Source organism: Lichenifustis flavocetrariae (assembly GCF_026130545.1).
GTDB lineage: Bacteria > Pseudomonadota > Alphaproteobacteria > Rhizobiales > Beijerinckiaceae > Lichenihabitans > Lichenihabitans flavocetrariae.
In genome coordinates, this window is sequence record NZ_JAMOIM010000003.1 from 390,114 (window position 1) to 406,641 (window position 16,528).

At 65.5% G+C, this 16,528-nt stretch carries 16 protein-coding genes and 2 pseudogenes; 6 read left to right on the plus strand and 12 right to left on the minus strand.

The window, feature by feature from the left end; translation table 11 throughout:
- Window positions 1-9 precede the first annotated feature (9 nt).
- The gene (locus M8523_RS07350; RefSeq protein ID WP_282584219.1) at window positions 10-594 is read right to left on the minus strand and encodes a UbiX family flavin prenyltransferase; all 585 of its coding nucleotides are present in this window, start codon (window positions 592-594) and stop codon (window positions 10-12) included.
- A 173-nt stretch (window positions 595-767) separates the two neighbouring features.
- Between M8523_RS07350 and M8523_RS07355 the strand changes: the two genes are divergently transcribed.
- Window positions 768-1,358, plus strand: coding sequence for a flavin reductase family protein (locus tag M8523_RS07355; RefSeq protein WP_282584187.1), 591 nt, complete (start codon window positions 768-770; stop codon window positions 1,356-1,358).
- A gap of 18 nt (window positions 1,359-1,376) precedes the next feature.
- On the opposite strand, the gene M8523_RS07360 is transcribed toward M8523_RS07355, so the two are convergent.
- The 4 genes from M8523_RS07360 to M8523_RS07375 are packed head-to-tail and all read right to left on the minus strand — an operon-like array spanning window position 1,377 to window position 5,144.
- Window positions 1,377-1,610, minus strand: coding sequence for a tautomerase family protein (locus M8523_RS07360; protein WP_282584188.1), 234 nt, complete (start codon window positions 1,608-1,610; stop codon window positions 1,377-1,379).
- Between the two features lie 44 nt (window positions 1,611-1,654).
- A complete protein-coding gene (locus tag M8523_RS07365) occupies window positions 1,655-2,629 on the minus strand; it encodes an ABC transporter permease (RefSeq protein ID WP_282584189.1) in 975 nt (324 codons plus the stop codon).
- A gap of 8 nt (window positions 2,630-2,637) precedes the next feature.
- Window positions 2,638-3,621: an ABC transporter permease gene (locus M8523_RS07370; protein ID WP_282584190.1), complete on the minus strand. Its 984-nt coding sequence runs from the start codon at window positions 3,619-3,621 to the stop codon at window positions 2,638-2,640.
- On the minus strand, window positions 3,618-5,144 hold the full coding sequence (locus tag M8523_RS07375; protein WP_282584191.1) for a sugar ABC transporter ATP-binding protein: 1,527 nt from the start codon (window positions 5,142-5,144) through the stop codon (window positions 3,618-3,620). The genes M8523_RS07370 and M8523_RS07375 overlap by 4 nt, the downstream gene beginning before the upstream one ends.
- Before the next feature lie 185 nt (window positions 5,145-5,329).
- On the opposite strand from M8523_RS07375, the gene M8523_RS07380 reads away from it, so the two are divergent.
- Window positions 5,330-6,127, plus strand: a complete 798-nt coding sequence (locus M8523_RS07380; protein ID WP_282584192.1) for an alpha/beta fold hydrolase — start codon at window positions 5,330-5,332, stop codon at window positions 6,125-6,127.
- A 51-nt stretch (window positions 6,128-6,178) separates the two neighbouring features.
- On the opposite strand, the gene M8523_RS07385 is transcribed toward M8523_RS07380, so the two are convergent.
- The 5 genes from M8523_RS07385 to M8523_RS07405 form a co-directional block, all read right to left on the minus strand.
- Entirely contained in the window at window positions 6,179-7,210 is a 1,032-nt protein-coding gene (locus tag M8523_RS07385) for a 2,5-dihydroxypyridine 5,6-dioxygenase NicX family protein (RefSeq protein ID WP_282584193.1), read from the minus strand.
- Between the two features lie 4 nt (window positions 7,211-7,214).
- Window positions 7,215-8,024 carry an isochorismatase family protein gene (locus M8523_RS07390; protein ID WP_282584194.1) on the minus strand — a complete coding sequence of 270 codons (810 nt, stop codon included), beginning with the start codon at window positions 8,022-8,024 and terminating at the stop codon, window positions 7,215-7,217.
- Between the two features lie 81 nt (window positions 8,025-8,105).
- Complete coding sequence (locus tag M8523_RS07395; protein ID WP_282584195.1) at window positions 8,106-9,116, minus strand: sugar ABC transporter substrate-binding protein; 1,011 nt, start codon at window positions 9,114-9,116, stop codon at window positions 8,106-8,108.
- A gap of 286 nt (window positions 9,117-9,402) precedes the next feature.
- A complete protein-coding gene (locus M8523_RS07400; RefSeq protein ID WP_282584196.1) occupies window positions 9,403-10,686 on the minus strand; it encodes an MFS transporter in 1,284 nt (427 codons plus the stop codon).
- A 6-nt stretch (window positions 10,687-10,692) separates the two neighbouring features.
- The gene (locus M8523_RS07405) at window positions 10,693-12,183 is read right to left on the minus strand and encodes a 4-hydroxyphenylacetate 3-hydroxylase family protein (protein ID WP_282584197.1); all 1,491 of its coding nucleotides are present in this window, start codon (window positions 12,181-12,183) and stop codon (window positions 10,693-10,695) included.
- A gap of 298 nt (window positions 12,184-12,481) precedes the next feature.
- Here M8523_RS07405 and M8523_RS07410 point away from each other — a divergent pair, with 298 nt between their 5' ends.
- The 4 genes and pseudogenes from M8523_RS07410 to M8523_RS36570 all read left to right on the plus strand — a co-directional run bounded on the left by M8523_RS07410 (window position 12,482) and on the right by M8523_RS36570 (window position 14,852).
- Entirely contained in the window at window positions 12,482-13,231 is a 750-nt protein-coding gene (locus tag M8523_RS07410; protein ID WP_282584198.1) for an SDR family NAD(P)-dependent oxidoreductase, read from the plus strand.
- A gap of 129 nt (window positions 13,232-13,360) precedes the next feature.
- Window positions 13,361-13,909: pseudogene (locus M8523_RS07415) on the plus strand (alpha/beta fold hydrolase); the annotation flags it as partial.
- A gap of 37 nt (window positions 13,910-13,946) precedes the next feature.
- Window positions 13,947-14,069 (plus strand): alpha/beta fold hydrolase, encoded by a 123-nt coding sequence (locus tag M8523_RS07420; protein WP_282584199.1) that lies wholly within the window; start codon window positions 13,947-13,949, stop codon window positions 14,067-14,069.
- A gap of 18 nt (window positions 14,070-14,087) precedes the next feature.
- Window positions 14,088-14,852, plus strand: coding sequence for an alpha/beta fold hydrolase (locus M8523_RS36570; RefSeq protein WP_345894230.1), 765 nt, complete (start codon window positions 14,088-14,090; stop codon window positions 14,850-14,852).
- Here the strand turns inward: M8523_RS36570 and M8523_RS07430 are convergent.
- Together M8523_RS07430 and M8523_RS07435 are read right to left on the minus strand one after the other, a co-directional pair.
- Window positions 14,824-15,489, minus strand: a pseudogene (locus M8523_RS07430) (thioredoxin family protein); the annotation flags it as partial. The gene M8523_RS36570 and the pseudogene M8523_RS07430 sit on opposite strands and share 29 nt — an antisense overlap.
- A complete protein-coding gene (locus M8523_RS07435; protein WP_282584201.1) occupies window positions 15,411-16,502 on the minus strand; it encodes a cytochrome c biogenesis protein CcdA in 1,092 nt (363 codons plus the stop codon). The pseudogene M8523_RS07430 and the gene M8523_RS07435, both read right to left, overlap by 79 nt.
- Window positions 16,503-16,528 lie beyond the last annotated feature (26 nt).

The following is a 16,528-nucleotide window of genomic DNA, read 5'->3' on the forward strand; positions in this document are numbered from 1 at the left end:
GCTCACGCCTCAGGTGCCGCTTCCGGTCCACCGCGGCGTGCCCGGCATGTCGAGCCCGAACAGGTCGAGGGCACGACCCACGAGGTGGTTCACGATGTCATCGACGCTCTGCGGCTTAGCATAGAAGGCGGGAACCGGCGGCATGATGATGGCACCGGCCTCGGTCGCCGCCGTCATGGCGCGAAGGTGGCCGAGGTGCAGCGGCGTCTCGCGAACCATCAGGACCAGCCGGCGGCGCTCTTTCAGGGTTACATCGGCGGCCCTGGTCAGGAGGCTCGACGTCGTGCCGTAGGCAATTTCCGACAGGCTCTTGATCGAGCAGGGCGCCACGATCATACCAAGGGTTTTGAACGACCCGCTGGCGATCGACGCCCCGATATCCCCGCTCGGATAGGCGACGTCGGCCAAGTCTTCCACCTCCCGCGCCGTCAAGGCGCATTCGAGCGAAGCGGTCAGCTTGGCGGAGCGCGACATCACGAGGTGTGTCTCGAGCCCCAGATCGCGGGCCTTGGTCAGCAACCGGATCCCGAAGATCAGCCCGGATGCCCCGCTGATTCCGACCACGAGCCGCCGCTGCGCTGAATCCGTCACGATGGTTGTCCTGGCATTTGGGTGTCGGGGTCATCTGGCGAGGCGGCGCGGAGCCGGCTCACGAGGACATCGGATGATACAGGGTGGGGCCAACACGACAAAGTTGACAGACATGCGTTATATACAACATGTATATAAAATGCTCGCAAGAGGGCTGGATTCGAGAGGTCGCAGCGATGACCATGCCTGAAAGCCCGTTCCGGGCCGCACGGGGCTCTTCCATCGAACCGCTGGCTGTCGACGATGGTCGATCGTTGCGCGACGCCTACGCGTTGTTTCCGACCGGGGTCGCCATCATCACGGCGATCTCCGGAGGTGAACGCGTCGGCATGACGGTGAGCTCCTTCGCCACGGTGTCGCTGGCGCCGCCACTGGTTTCTTTCAGTGTCGCCCTCAGCGCCAAAGCGCTGGAGGCCTGGACGAGCGTCACCACTTTCGGGGTCAGTATCTTGGCGGACACGCAAGGGGACCTTTCGACCCGCTTCGCCCGCAGCTTGGCCGACAAATGGTCAGGTGTCGCGGTTCGCCAAGGCGAGGCTGCTGGCCTTCCCCTCATCGAGGGGGCATGCGGATGGCTCGAATGCGCGGTCCACGAACGGCAGCCCGGCGGCGACCATGTCACCGTATTGGGGCGGGTCCTGTCGGCCGCGCGAAACCGGGAGGCGGCCGGGCGTCCGCTGCTGTTCTTCGGCGGGGCCTATCGCCTTGTCTCCGCGGAAGGCGGCGATCCGCTTCCGGATGCCGCGATGTGGCTGCACGGCTGGTAAGCCGTCCCACCGAGGGTGTCAGGCCGGGGTAGCCTGGCGCGCAGCGCGGCGGCGCTCGATGTCCTCGATCGTCAACGGAACACCGCCCGTGGCCCAGAAGCCGCTTTGGATCTCGGTCATCGTTAGGAGTACGTTGGGTCGGATCCCCTCCCCACCGACACGGACGAAGGCGTCGGTGATCTCCTGAATCAGTTGGGTCTGCTGCGCCCGCGTGAACGCGCCGGCCACGTGCTGGACCTGAACGAGTGGCATCGAAGTCTCCTGATGGATTGGACTGCTTGCGAGAGGCATGACGGTCAGCTGCGGCGCAGGGAAAGCCGCAACTCGTCGATACGTATCGAGAAGCGCGATCCATCCAAGATCGCGATGGTGAGCATCACGAGCCCGACGAGAATCTCATGGGCGTAGGACGACATGCCAAGCGCATTCAGGCCCGCCTGGAGCAGACAGATGGTCAGAGCGCCGAGGGCGATGCCGCCGGGCCTCCCCGTCCCCCCGGCGAGAGACACGCCACCCAGGATGGCCGCCGTGGTCGCCGGCACTAGCACATTGGCAAGCCCCGTCGGGGCCGCGGAGGCGAGGCTGTAGCCGAGCAGCGTGCCGCAAAGCGCCGCCAGGGCGCCGGAAAAGCCAAAGGTTGCGATCACCAGTGCGTTCGCCGGCACGCCCGCCGACACGGCGGCGCGTCGATCGCTCCCGACCGCGATCAGATCGCGCCCGAGCTTCGTCATGCCGAACACCAGCGCCACGACGACATAGAGTCCCACCGCCACGAGGCTCGGGATCGAAAGGAAGCCGACCAGCTTCCGACCCAGGACGTCGGCGACATCGAGGTTGGGATATTCGATGGAGCGGCTTTCGGTCAGGGCATAGGAGATGCCGAAGAAAATCAGCAGGCCGCCGAGCGTCACGCCGATCGAGGACAGCTTCAGGCGCGTCATCAGCCAGCCTTGCAGCACGCCGGCCGCGAGGCCAATCCCGACCGCGATCAGGAGGCCGAGCCAGGGATTATCCCCGCCGGTCATCACCGCGATGCACCCCGCCATGCCGACCATGCCGGCCACCGACAGGTCGAACTCGCCGATCAGCATTGTCAACCCGACCCCGAGCGCGACGGGGCCGACGGTGCCAAACATCTGGAATAGGCTGAACAGAAGGGAGCTTCCCAGAAGATCGCCCCGGCCCCCGTCCAGGATGAGCAGAAGGACGAGAACCGCCGCGAACACCGCCGCGGGGCGCCGATAGGGCGAGAGGAGATGCAACAGCGGCATGGGTCGGCTCACTTCCGGGCGACAGTGGTCTGCAGCAGGATCACCGACAGGATGATCACCCCGGAGATGAGGTACTGCCATTCCTGCCGGAAGCCGTTGAGGAGCAGGACCACGCGCGTGACCTCGATGACCAGCACGCCGATCATGGTGCGGAGGATGGAGCCGCGTCCGCCCTGGATCGCGGTCCCGCCGACGATCACGGCCGTAATGGCGTCGTAGTCGAAGGTCGCACCATAATCCATGTTGCCTTTGCTGTAGCGGGAGGCGAGCAGCATGCCGGCCACGGCCGCGAAGAGGCCGGCCCACAGGTACGACCCCGCGACCGTGCGCCAAGCCCGGATGCCTGCCGCCTCGGCGGCCCAGCGGCTGCTCCCCACCATCAGCAGGTTGCGCCCGAACACCGTGAAGGACAGGAGGAACTGACCCAGCACGGCAAGCCCGATCAGGAGGATAAACTCAATCGGCAGGCCAAGCAGCTTGCCGCGCAGCACCTCCTGGCCCGCACCGGCAGGCAGAAACAGCGAGGTGCCGGCCGTGCTCCAGGGCGCGATGCCGATGATGAGCGCGAAGGCCGCGATGCTCACCACGATCGGGTTGGCGCCGAACCAGCCGATGACGAGCCCCTGCGCCAGGGCCACCAGCATGCCGAACAGCAGCGAGACCAGGATGGCCGGCAAGATGCCCCACGCCAGCAAGGCCCCCACGAAGACAAGCGTGGTGGCCGACACTGTCGCGCCCAAGCTGAACGACATGATGTTGCCGCCCACCGTGATCAGCGTCATCCCGATGGCGACGCAGCCCACGAAGGCGGCCGAGGTCATCATCGCCATGAGGTTCGCGGTGCTGAGAAAGCCCGGCGAGGCGAGCGCGATGCCGAACAGGGCGACCAGGAAGACGCTCCGCAGGACCAGCATTGCGAGGCTTCCCCAACGGACGCCGGGCCGCGTGCCGCCTGCGGCGGCGGGAGCCGTGATGGTGCCAGACTGGCTCATGACGCCGCGGCCGCCTCGTTGATGCCGTTGCGTGTAAGAGCCGGCGGATGGGTGATGTCGGTGAGGATCGCGTTCATGGTGATCGCCTCCTTTTCGTAGCGGCCGATCAATCGGCCGCGGTAGATGGTCAGGACGATGTCGGCCACGCCGACGATCTCCTCGAGGTCGGTCGAAGTCATCACGAGCCCGAACCCCTGCTCGCAGAAGGACCGCATCAGCCGGTAGATCTCGGCCCGGGCACCGACGTCGACGCCACGCGTCGGCTCGTTCATCAGCAGCACGCCGGGGGTCTGACCGATCGCCCGGCCGAACAGGATCTTCTGCTGGTTGCCGCCGCTGAGATCGCCGATCATCGACCCGAGCCGCCGCTCGTCGACCCCGGCGTCCCGGATCAGCCGCGCCGCCTCTCGCCGAAGCCGGGGCCAGGAGAGCAGGCCGAGGCGCGAGGCGGCCGGAAGCCGCGTCGCGATCACGTTGTCGGCCACGCTCATGCGACCGAAGATCCCTTCCGCAGCGCGGTTCTCCGAGATGAAGTGGATCCCCTGTGCACGGGCGCGCGGAGCCGAGTTGAGCCGCAACGGCCGATCGTCCACCGAGACCCGCCCCGTCGCGAGCTCAAGGCCGGCCAGCGCGCGCAGCACGGTATGGGCGCCCGAGCCGACCTGGCCGGCGATGCAGACGAGGCGCCCGCGAGGCACCGTCATAGAGAATCCATGCACGACGCCGGGCACGCCGAGGTTTTCGACGGCGAGCGCCGGGCGGCCGGTGGCACCCTGCTGTCGACACAGATACATGTCCTCGAAGGAGCGGCCGAGCATCATTTCGATGAGGCCCGCACGATCCACGTCATCGACGGGCTTCGTCACGATGTGACGGCCGTTCCTGAACACGCTGACGCTGTCGCAAAGGCTGAAGACCTCGCCCATCCTGTGCGTGATGTAGATGATCGACCGCCCTTCGGCCTTGAGAGCCCGGACGGCGGCGAAGATGGCCTCGATCTCGGTGTCGGACAGGGTCGCGGTCGGCTCGTCGAGGATGAGGACCCGCGCGTCTCGCACCATCAGCCGCGCGATCTCGACCATCTGGCATTCGCCGATGCTGAGGGTACCGGCCTGACGGTCGAGGTCGTAATGGCCGGCGCCGATCCGGGCGAGCGCGTCCTGCGCGCGCTGGCGGAAAGCGCGACGCCGGTGAAGCAGCGGAACCTGGGCGCTACCCAGCCAGATATTGTCCAGCACCGACAGGCTCGGGATGACGCTGAGCTCCTGGGCGACCTGGGCCAGCCCGAGAGCCTGGGCCTGCGATGGGGAGCGGATGGCGACCGACGTGCCGTCGATTGCGATGCTGCCGGTGTCGGGCCGCTCGATCCCCATCAGGATCTTGACCAAGGTGCTCTTGCCGGCGCCGTTCTCCCCGCACAAGGCGCGGATCTCGCCAGCCTGCAACGTCAGCGACACGTCCTGCAAGGCCGCCACGGCGCCGAAGCTTTTGGAGATGCGGTCTACGGACAGGATCGCTGACAACTCACACCTTCATCGCGGTTGTAGATGCTATACTCGTCACCAATTCACGCACATGCAATATAAACAACACAACCATTCCCGTATAAATACTATATTGTGACTAATTGAACAGGAAATCACGCTTGATCATTTATTACATGTGATCTACTATCTAAAAATATATTTATCCCTGACACGGTGAAAACATGCAGCCACGAAGCGCCCATTGCATCGCCAACGGCATCCGGTTGCACTATCTCGATTTCAGCACCGGCCTGCGCGGCGCCCCGATCGTGCTCCTGCCCGGCATCACGAGCCCGGCGGCGACCTGGGCTTTCGTGGCCGAGCGCCTCGCACAGACGCATCGCGTCGTGGTGCCCGACATCCGCGGGCGTGGCCTCTCCGAAAACCGGCCGGGCCTCGGGTACGGTTTGAACGACTACGCCCGTGACATCCACGGCCTGATCAACGCGCTCCCGATCGAACACCCCATCGTGATCGGCCATTCCATGGGCGCCCGCATCGCCGCCCGGCTCGCCGCGACGCAACCGGGTCTCGCGTCCAAGCTGGTGCTGGTCGATCCCCCGCTGTCCGGACCTGGACGCGCACCCTATCCGACACCGCTGCAATCCTACCTGACCGCTATCGAGGCCGCGTCCCGCGGCGCAAGCGTCGAAGCCTTCCGAGCCTTCACGCCGACCTGGACCGACGAGCAGATCGCACTGCGCCTCGAATGGCTGCCAACCTGCACGGTCGAGGCCGTCACGGAGAGCCACCGGAGCTTCCATACGGAAGACATCTTCCCCGACTTTCCGCGCCTGGAATGCCCGACCCTGTTGGTCCATGCCGCGAAGGCCAAGGTCGTGCCGGCCGAAGAGGCCGCCGAGATCGCGGCCCTGCTGCCCCACGGCAAGGCGATCCCGGTCGAGGCCGGTCATATGATCCCCTGGGACAATCTTGAGGACTTTCTCGCGGTCATGCAGCCCTTCCTGCTCTCGTCCTGACCTTCGGTCCCGGCCCGCCATCCGATGGGCCGGCGCCCGGCCCGTCCGCCGTCAGCGGCCGGGGACACGCATCGCATCGGGCAGCACCACGCCATGCTTCACGATCGGCTCGCCATCGAGGAACAGCGAACAATTGCGCAAAGGAATGTCGAGGTGGCAGTCGGTGTGGTTTGTGCCGCCGATCTCGGTATTCGGCCCTGTCGAGAACATGACGTTGCCGTAGAAGGCCCGTCCGTCCTGCCCCTGACTGAGCGGCGAAGCCGGATGCGTGCCGATGAAGCTCCAGTCGGCCTTCTCGTCGAGCCCCCACCCGATATGGGACACCGCATAGGCCTTCGGGTCGTTGAAACTCCGCATGATGTCGCGCATCATCAGGCCTTCGGTCCCGCCGCCCTGAATGTCGGTGATGTAGCCCGCCTTGATCGTCAGGGCGATCGGCGAAGACGCGTAGCGGCGGAACGGCAGCAGCATGTCGCCGGCATCGATCACCACCGTGCCGTCCACCCCGTCGTTGTCCGCGCCCGTCCACACGAAAGCGCCGGGCCACGCGTCCCAGCGGCCCGGCTCGTCCGTGTAGCCGTATTGGCTGATGGTGCGCATGTTGCCCAGCCGGTAGGTCACGTCCGTGCCGCCCCGCGAGGTGATATGCATGCTCCGGGCGCCTTTCAGCACGCGGCTCGCCGCCTCCACGCGACGCCGGCTCTCCGCTGAGGGCAGCATCCGCGACAAGACCTCGACCGGCTCGAGAACCAGCAGCATGCGCGGGCCCGCGTTCGTGATCTCGGTCTGCTCGTTCGACCAGAGCAGCCCGATGAGATCGATCACCATGTCGGCGCCCTTCAGCGCGTCGATGGCGGCCTGCCGGCCCCGAAGCGAATTGCCCGGACCGAAGAAGCTGCCGGGCCGCTTCCGGATGTTGACGTGGAACGGGTCGGCGCCGAGTTCCTCGGCCGCGACCAGGAAGGCCGCGGCGTAGTCGGCCCGGATTTGATCCTCGGATAGGATGCCGATCCGTTCGCCGGCTTTCACCTTGCAGAGCTCGAGTTCCTTGCGGAACAGCCCCACCATATCGCTGTCGGCCATACCTCTACTCCGCCGCGATCTTGGAAGCAGGCTGATCCGGCGCGAACACGCGGCCGGCGGATGCATCCCCCTTGGGGAGATCGAAGAGGCCGTTCGGAAGGCCGTTGATGTAGGCGATCACCTCTGGGCTCGCCACCACATCGGCATATTTCGCATTCATGTCGCACAGATTGACGGCATGGGACGCCTGCGAGCGGTCGGCGCAGCCGTCCTCGACCACCGTCACCCGGTAGTTGGAGCTGAAGGCGTCCACGACCGTGGCGCGCACGCAGCCAGACGTCGTCGTGCCGGTCACGAGCACGCTGTCGCATTTCAGATGGACGAGATAGTCCATCAGCGGCGTGCCGTGGAATGCGCTCGGCTTCTGCTTGCCGATCACGAGGTCCTGCGGGCCGGGCGCGATGTCGGGAACGATGATGTTGCTACGCAGGGTGGCAGGCGCGAGGCCGAGATAGTCCTTGTTGACTCGGCTGTTCTTGTAGGCCCAGGCCCCCTGATCCCAAGCGTCGCTGCGCCGGACGCCAGAGGTGTAGATCACCGGGACACCCTTGGCCCGCGCAGCCGTCAGCAGCGTCTTGATGGCCGCTACCGCTTCCCAACCCTCGTCGCCGCAGGAATTCATCCAGCGCTTGACGGATTCGAGGATCGGCTCGGGCTTGTCACCGACGAAGCCGTAATTGACGTCGATGATCAGCAGCGCCGGGCGCTCGCCGAATCCGCCCCGCGCGCCGTAGCCCGACGCTGCGAAGACCTGCTTGTCGCGTTCGGTCAGAAATTCGTCCCAGATGCGGGGTTCGCTGGATGTATCGGCCATGTCAGTCTCCTCGGCGTTTCCGCGCCTGGCCGTCCCACCGCATGGGGACGGACTATTGTTTCCGCGTGTCGACCCGTGGCGTCAGAAGGTGCAGCGAGCTTCCCACTTGGCCAGGTTGTCCTTGGTCACAGACTCGATCGGGTAGTAATCGTATTTGGCAAGCGGCTTCCCATTGAAGTAATCAGCCACGACTTCCATGGTATGAGCTGCTTCCCAGGTTGGGATCTGCGTCGCGGTCGCATACATCTTGCCGGCCTTGATCGCCTCGATACCTTCCTTGAAGCAGTCGCCCCCGACCACCAGGAGCTTGCCGGGGCCGACGCCCACCGGAATGTTCGCGGCCTCCGCGGCCTGAATCTCGGCCGTCGCCATGTTGTCGGCCATGCCGTAGATCGCATCGAGACCACCCTGGCCAGCGAAGCGGCCATACAACTGGCCGGCGATCTTCTCGGTCAGCACCGGATCCCACTTGGCGTCTTCTGTCGCGACGATCTGAACGTTCTTGTTGGTCGCCAGCACCTCCTTGATGCCTTGGACCCGGCGCGGTGCGAGGCCTTCGGCCAACAACCCTGTGACGAGGGCCACCTTGCCTCCGTCTTTGCCTCCGGCCTTGAGGCCGTCGAGGATCGCCTGCCCGCTCAGGCGGCCCATCGCGACATTGTCCTCGCCCACGAAAGAGGCAAAAAGGGACTCGCTGCCGGGCTTCGGCGGCGCCACGAACATGACGACCGGGATTCCGGCCTGTTTCGCTCGTTGCAGGGCGGGAACGACGGCATGTTCGGACATCGCGATAATGGCGATCATGTCGAATTTCTGGGCGATCGCCTGATCGATCTGCGTCGCCTGCAGGGCCGGGTCGTAAGGTGTCGTAAAGGTCGTGACCTCCAGCCCGAAGTCCTTGGCGCGTGCGAGGGCGAGCCTGTTCAGCAGCGCCATGTAGTAATCCTGCAAAGTCGCAATCATCAGCGCGACTTTCTTGCCCTTGGTCTGAGGTGTGACCTCGTCGGCGTGCGCCAGGGGGGCGATAGCCAAGAAACCGCAAACGAACGCCATTAAAAACCGGCTGTGGCGCGCCGTGACCTGTCTAGCCATCCTTGAGTCCCCTGTGACGGTGCTGCGGGCGGCCGCTGTCGACCCGGCGTGTGTCCGGTAAGGCTCGTCGACCCTCCGCGGGTGACTCAACGGGTTGCGGAAGGATCGGCGCGCTCCCGGTCGGGTCCGCGGCCAGCGATCTTAGTTACAAGTTGTAGCTAATCGCATTCCTCCAGTGTTGAAAAGCAAAAAGAGTGGGCATTGTGCGCCCTTGTTCAGGCTGCCGATCGACCATATTGCTGCCGATGGTGCCAAGGGCTCAACAACCGGGCCGCGATCGGCTGCGTCACGCTTCCCGAGCCGCCCGGACAGGCTGCGCCAGGACGTCCAGCAGCAGGATCGTGAGTCCGGCAAGAGTGAAAACGGCCACGCCTCCGATCAGGGCCGGCTCGTAGGAACCGACGGCGTCCCGGACGGCGCCTGTCAGCAAACCGCCGATGCCGCTTCCTGCCGCGAAGAACATCAATTCGCAGCCATAGATGGCGCCGTAGGCCCGCAGGCCGAAGTACCGCGCTACCAGGAAGGAAAGGATGTCGACCTCGGCCCCGGCCGACAGTCCCAGGATAATGGCCGCCACCGTCATCGCGCCCAGCGGCTGGACCGCATGAGACGCCAGCAGAAGGCTAGCCAGCGCGGGCACCGCCAGCGTGACGGCCGACAAGCGGGTCGGGTTCAATCGGTCGAGCAGGGTCCCAACCGCCACCCGCCCGAAGAGCATGGACAGGCCGATCACCGCGAACAGGCCGCGTGCCGTTCCCGGCGAAACGCCGAGGTCGATCGCGAGCGGCACGAAGTGGACCAGGTAGGACCCCATCCCCAGGACGGCAAAGAAGACGCTCATGCCGATGACCCAGAAGGCGCGGCTTCGCACAGCCTCGCCAAGTTCGACGCCGGAGTGGCCATTCAACCGCCCCAACCGAACGCCGACTTCGCGTCTCTCGCCGAAGAACAGCACGGTGATCGGAATGGTTGCAAGCGTGACGGCACCGAGCGCGGCATAGCCGACCCGCCAACCAAGGCTCGCGATGATGGCGCCGATGAGGGGCGGTGCCAGAAGCGCCGCGAAGGCTGTCCCGGTCAAGGCAAGACCCAGCGCCCGGCCTCGATATCGCTCGAAGAACGTGCCGACCGCGCGCGTCCAGACGATACCGCTGGTGCCCACACCACCGCCCGCCATGAGAAGCCACGTGATGTAGTAGGCCAGCAGCGAGCCGTTCATGGCCGCAAGCGCGAGATAGCCGATTGTGAGCGCTGCCAGCGACGCCAAGGCAACCGGCCGCACGCCAACACGGTCGCAGAGCCGGCCGACGAACGGAGCGGCACAAATCGTCGCCAGGTTGATGCAGGTCGAGGCACCGGCGATCTGCGCTCGCGACCAGCCGAACTCCTGGTGCAGCGGCGCCATGAAGAGGCCGATGGTGAGCAACGGCAGACCGAGCAGACCGACCCCCACGCCGAGCGCCGACGCCGCCGTCGCGCGGCAGCCGTCCCGGCCGCCCTCTGCCTTCAGGCCCGCGAGCCAGCCTGCCGGGACCTTGCCACCTCCGGGCAACGGCGAAGACCCCGCCATGCCGCGTCAGGCCGGGAGGATGGACAAGGCTTGGTCCACCATAGTGGTGGCCCGTTTGAAGTCGTAGGAGCGGAACATGTTCATCTTAACCAGAAACGACGCCCCGCCGTAGAACTTCTCATATTGCTGGTGGCGGCTGCCGAATTCCGACCCGATGAAATCCCAGGCCAGGCGCATCAGCCGGACACGATCACGAGCGCCGATTTCGGGCGACTGGAAGTAGCGTGCGATGTCCGCTGCCGTCTCAGGGTTGTCGAAATCGGCGGTCGAGGACGGGAGCGAGATCATGGCCGCGCCGGACAGCTCGCGGACGATGTCGATCATGTGCGGGTTGATTTGGGATTGCAGCGCCATCACGCTGTAGAGCGCGGGCTTCGACGGCCAGACGATCCCGTCCTCGTCGATCGGTCCCACCATCTCGTGGGCGTAGAGCATATTTTCGACGATCGACGCATAGGCCGCGAGTTCGCCCATCTCCACCATCACGGGCGGCGCCTTGTCGTTTCCTGTCGCTTCGTTCAATCGCTTGGCGATGCCGGACAGGAAGCGCAGCTTGGTCGCGAAGCGCACCTGCGCCTGATGGTTGCCGTAACTGTGCGACGGCGTCTTCCACCACTGATCGAACGTCACCGCGAGGTTGCGGTAGGCGAAGACATGTTCCCAAGGGACGAATACGTCTTCAAGCACGATGAACGAATCGGTCTCATCGAAGCGCGAGGTCAGCGGATAGTCCTCGGCAGAATTCGCCACCATCGGAAAAGCGCGGCGGCTGTAGAGCTTCAATCCTTCGGCCTCCATCGGGATCACGGCGCTGAAGGCATGCGCCTCGTCACCTGGCTTCAACGGATGGATGCAGCTGAGATGCAGGTAGTCGGCGAAGACCGCGCCCGTGGCGAGCTGCTGCCCACCGGAAATGTAGATCCCCGCATCGGTCTCCCGGGTCACACCGGCATAGAGCGTTGGATCGGATTGCTGATGGGCCGGCTTGCTGCGATCGATCTGCGGCGGCACGATCGCATAGGCGAGGTAAAGGTGGTTGTCGCGGGCGAACTTGTAGAAATTCGTGACGTTCGCGCCGAAACCCTTGCCGCCCGCCTCGAAAAGCTGCGGCTTGGCCGCGAAGCCCGCGAAAAAGTTCGACACGTGGTCCGGCGTGCGCCCCATCAAGCCGAAGGTCTGCTCGGCCCAACGCTCGGCGGCCACCCGCTTCGCGCGAAGGTCGTCGTGGCTTCGCGGGATTTGCCAGCAACGCCACACGGGAGCTCCGGTCTCGGGTGCCGTGAAGGTCATGACCTCACGGTTTTCCGGCGCCGCCGCATAGTCGAAGAGCCTGGCGATCGAGCGGGCGGCGCCACTGAAGGCCTGGTGCCTCGTCGGGTCGGACACCCGCTCCCCATTCACGAAAATGGTCCGTTTCGAGCGCTTGAGACCGTCGAGAAATTCCGCACCGGTCCGCAGAGGCCGGTCATCGGCGGCCGCTTCTGCAGGCTGGATCATGTGGTGAACGTTCATCGCAATCGCTCTCTCTTGCCGATCGACCTTGACGGGACAGCGTTTCAATATATGTACAATCTGTATGTTTATAGCCGAAGTCAAGCGCTCCGGGGGTGCGATTCCGTCGCAGAGGCTTGTCGCTTGCCGAAGTCCTGCGGCGAGGCGAGGGCCGCGCCCGCGCCGCCGCAGTGACGGGCTTCCGCGATGAGGTATTGCTGCACGATCACGCAAGCACGAAACGCCGTTGCTTCCGCTTGCCATGCCTGGTCCGCTGTCGGGTCCATTGTAGGAGAGGACTTCCATGAACCTTACGGACAGAGTGGCGATCGTTACCGGGGCTGCGCGGGGAATCGGTCTCGCCATCGCCGAGCGGCTTTGCCGGGCAGGCGCCCACGTGGTGCTGACGGATCTCCGATCCGAAGACCTCGATGCAGCGGTCTCGTCCGTTATGGCGCAACAGCCTTCAGCCGTCTGCGTCGGCCTCGTTGCGGACGTAACGAAGCGCCCGTCGGTCGATGCCATGGTCGCCGCCGTCCTGTCACGCTTCGGACGCGTGGATATTCTGGTCAACAACGCCGGCATCTGGAAGGATTTTGAACGCGGCCCGTTCTGGTCCGTTTCTAGCGAAGATTGGCAACTGGCATTCCAGGTAAACGCTGAGGGCGCATTCAACTGCGCGTCGGCGGTTGCGGCGCCCATGATGAGCCAGAAGTGCGGCCGGATCATCTTCATCGGCTCGACCGCCCCGGGGGAAGCCTTAGCCGACTTCACCCATTATGCGGCCTCCAAAGCCGCCCTGACCGGCTTGATGCGCTGCGTCGCCAAGGAACTCGGCAAGGACGGTGTGACCGTGAACATGGTGCATCCCGGCCAGACGGACACCGGCGCCATTCCGCGCGAGCGCCTGGAGATGAAAGCGCGAACCAAATTCATCCCCCGTGTCGGCGTGCCCGACGACCTGACCGGGATCGTGGCTTTCCTGGCCAGCGACGAGAGCAGCTTCATCACCGGCCAGCAGATCTACGTCGACGGCGGTGCCGTACTGAACTGAGCCGCGGATACCAGCGATTCGAGCTGTCACGGGCGGCATCCTGCCGACAAGTTCTCAATCCGGCTCCCGGGTAAGCCATGGCGCGCCTGGCCCCAGACCTCCTTCGCGTGACGCCTTGTCGCGCCCCTCCTCGCGCGGGCGTTCGACGTCGTGGCCCCCGACCTGCCGGGTTTCGGTCATTCGTCGAAGCCCGAGCGCGGCTTCGACAAGAAGACGGTCGCCCGGTGTCTGCAGGGTCTGGTGAAGGCGGTCGGCCTGCCCCGTGTCACCCTGGTCGGCCATGATCTCAAGGGACACATCGCCTATGCCTATGCGGCGCGAGACGGTCGGCCTGTTCGATCCCGACGCCGTCAGCGCGGCCGACATCGCGCATTCCGCCCAGGCCTTGGCGACCCGGCGTGCGGCGGTGCTCCTTCGGCTATCACCACGCCCTTCCGGTCGATCGCGACGACACCCTCGCCTGGGGACGGACGCTGCTCCCCCGTGCCGGTCCTCGCGGTCGGCGCGGCAGGCGGATACGCTGTCGCCTCGGCAAGCACGATCCGCCGGGTGGCGCGCGATGTCCGCGACGTGCTGATCAAGCGCTGCGGGCACTATCCGGCAGAGGAATGGCCGGCCGAACTGGGGGTCGCGATCCAAAACTTTCTCGCCGAGCCATCCACCCCGGCGACGGCATGACCCGCATAGCAATCACGAACACAGGATAGGACGCAAGATGAGCCAGACCATTGAGGGGTTCCGACACCGCTTGGTGCGTGTCGACGACGTCAACATCCATGCGGTGATCGGCGGCGAAGGGCCGCCGCTCGTCCTGCTGCATGGCTTTCCGCAGACCTGATGGGAGTGGCGTAAGATGATGCAGTTGCTCGCACGGCACCACACCGTGGTCGCGGTCGACCTGCGCGGCGCCGGCCATTCCGACAGCCCGCAAGGTGGGTACAAGGCCAAACTCGCGGCGGATGTGCATGGCGCGATGACGAGCCTCGGATTCCGACATTACGCCGTCTGCGACCACGACATCGGGGCCATGGTCGCCCTGGCGCTCGCCTGCACCCGGCGCGATGCTGTCACCCACCTGACCCTCCTCGACTGCTCGATGCCGGGTTGGAGCGAGTGGGACACGAACTTCGCCGATCCACGGAACTGGCATTTCGCCTTCCACCTGAAACGCGATCTGCCCGAACGGCTGATCTTCGGCCGCGAATACGACTACGTTTCCACCTCCATCGCCGATCACGGCTTCGATCACGGCGCGCATTCCTTCGAGGACATGGAGGTGTTCGCGCGGGCCCTCGCTCAGCCCGGCAACACGCGTGGCGGCTTGGAGCGGTATCGCGCCTTCCCGACCAAACAGGTCAACGCCCCTCAAATGGAAGAAGACCCCGCTGACGATCCCTGTACTCGCCTTGGGCGGCGAGCACAGGTACGGCCCGCTCATCGCCGCGATGCCGCGAGAGCTCACGCTCGACGTGTCTGGCGGCAGCATCGCGGGCTGCGCGCAATGGTTGGGCGTCATCCAGCGCCGCCATCAGGAGGCCGGGGGTCAGTAGTTCGGGAAGCGGCATGCCGTTCCGCCGCCCAGGGCCATAAACGATGCCGAATGGGATGCCGAACCGGCTGAAGCTCCTGAGATAGGCAGTCACCCCGGCATTGGGGTGGCTCCAGTCGGCGCGCATCAGCAGCGTTCCGGAATCGGTCGGGCGGTTTTGCACCACCTTCCGATCCAGGGTTGAAAGCTCATTGAGCTTGCAGGTAAGGCACCAGGTCGCCGTCACGTCGACCAAAACCGTTCGCCCTGCCGCGACCGCATCGTTGATGGAGGCCGGATCGAAGACCGCCCAATCGGCGGTGCCTCCGTGGCCGGGTGGAGAGGGTGCGATCCCGGCGATGAACATCACACCCGATGCCAGCACCGACGTCGCAATCGCTCCGGACCTTTTGAACATCGGACGCCGCGCCACGAGGAAGCGGAGCAGTACCAAGCCGGAGAGAAGGAGGCCGATGGAGCCGGTAGCTTTCAGGCTCAGATCGGCGCTCAGCAGCAGCAATAGCCACGCGGCCGTGCCGAGGAGCAGGACGCCCGAAGCGTAACGGACGTAGAGCATCCAGGCCCTGGGCCGAGGCAGCCAGGCGACGATGCCGGGTACCGCGGCCACAAGCAGGAAAGGCAGCGCCATGCCTATCCCGAGGCTGAAGAAGACAGCCATGATGTCCAACGGTCCCCTGGCCAGGGCGAAGCCGACGGCCGTCCCCACGAACGGCGCCGAGCAAGGTGTGGCGAGGAGCGTGGAGGTGACGTCGGCCAGAAAGGCTCGCACATGCGCATATCGCCGATCGGTCCCGGCAGCCGACCCGGAAGCGGAGGTAGGCCGATGGGGAGCCAGTCGAACAAACTCACCGCGAACAAAGTCGTCACGACCGCGAGCGTGGCCAGGAACCACGGTTGCTGGAACTGAACGCCCCAGCCGACCTGCGCCCCGGCCGCCTTCAACCCGATGAGCCCGACTGCAAGGGCGAGGAACGACGTCACCACGCCGCCAGCCGTAGCCAGGAACCCGACGCGGATGTCGGAGCGCCGCTCGTCCGCATGACGGAGGACGCTCGACAGCTTGATGGCAAGTACCGGCAGGACGCAGGGCATGACGTTGAGGATCAATCCCCCGAGGAGCCCGATGGCCATGATGACGATGAGGTCTGCGAATCCGGTCGTTCCGCCGGTGATCGGGAGATCGAAGGGGATCTCTGCGGCCCTCCCGGCATCGACAAGGGTCAGCATGGCGTGGTGGCCGGCATCGTCGGGCAGGCTCAGCGAGAGATCCGCGGTTTTCTTGTCACCGCTGAGAACGACCGCGGGCGGCGCCGGGAGCCCCAGGCTCGCGCTCCCGACGAAGAGGTCCGGATGGTCGAAGGGCTTTTCCGGGCTACGGACCACCAGCGATAGCCTGCGACCATTCTCAGCCGCCTCGGTCCGTATGGTATCGATCACGAAGCCTGCTCGAGAGGCACCTTCCGGCACAAGGGCCCGGGCGGCATCCAGCGCAAGCGCTTCGGCCGATGGCGCGCCGGTTCCGGCCGGTACGCTCACGGACAGGTCGGCATGGACGGGGACGCAGATCTTACCGCAAACCGCATAATCGAGCGCGAGCGCGAGGTGCGCCCCTGCGTTTCCGTCACGGCGTTCGATCGTGAGCGGGAGGATGAATTCTCCCGAATAGACCGCGGGCAAGGTCAGGCTGGAGGTCGACCGCCCTACGGAATGCGAGCTCGGCATCCGTCGGCGCGCTCACCTGGGTGAGG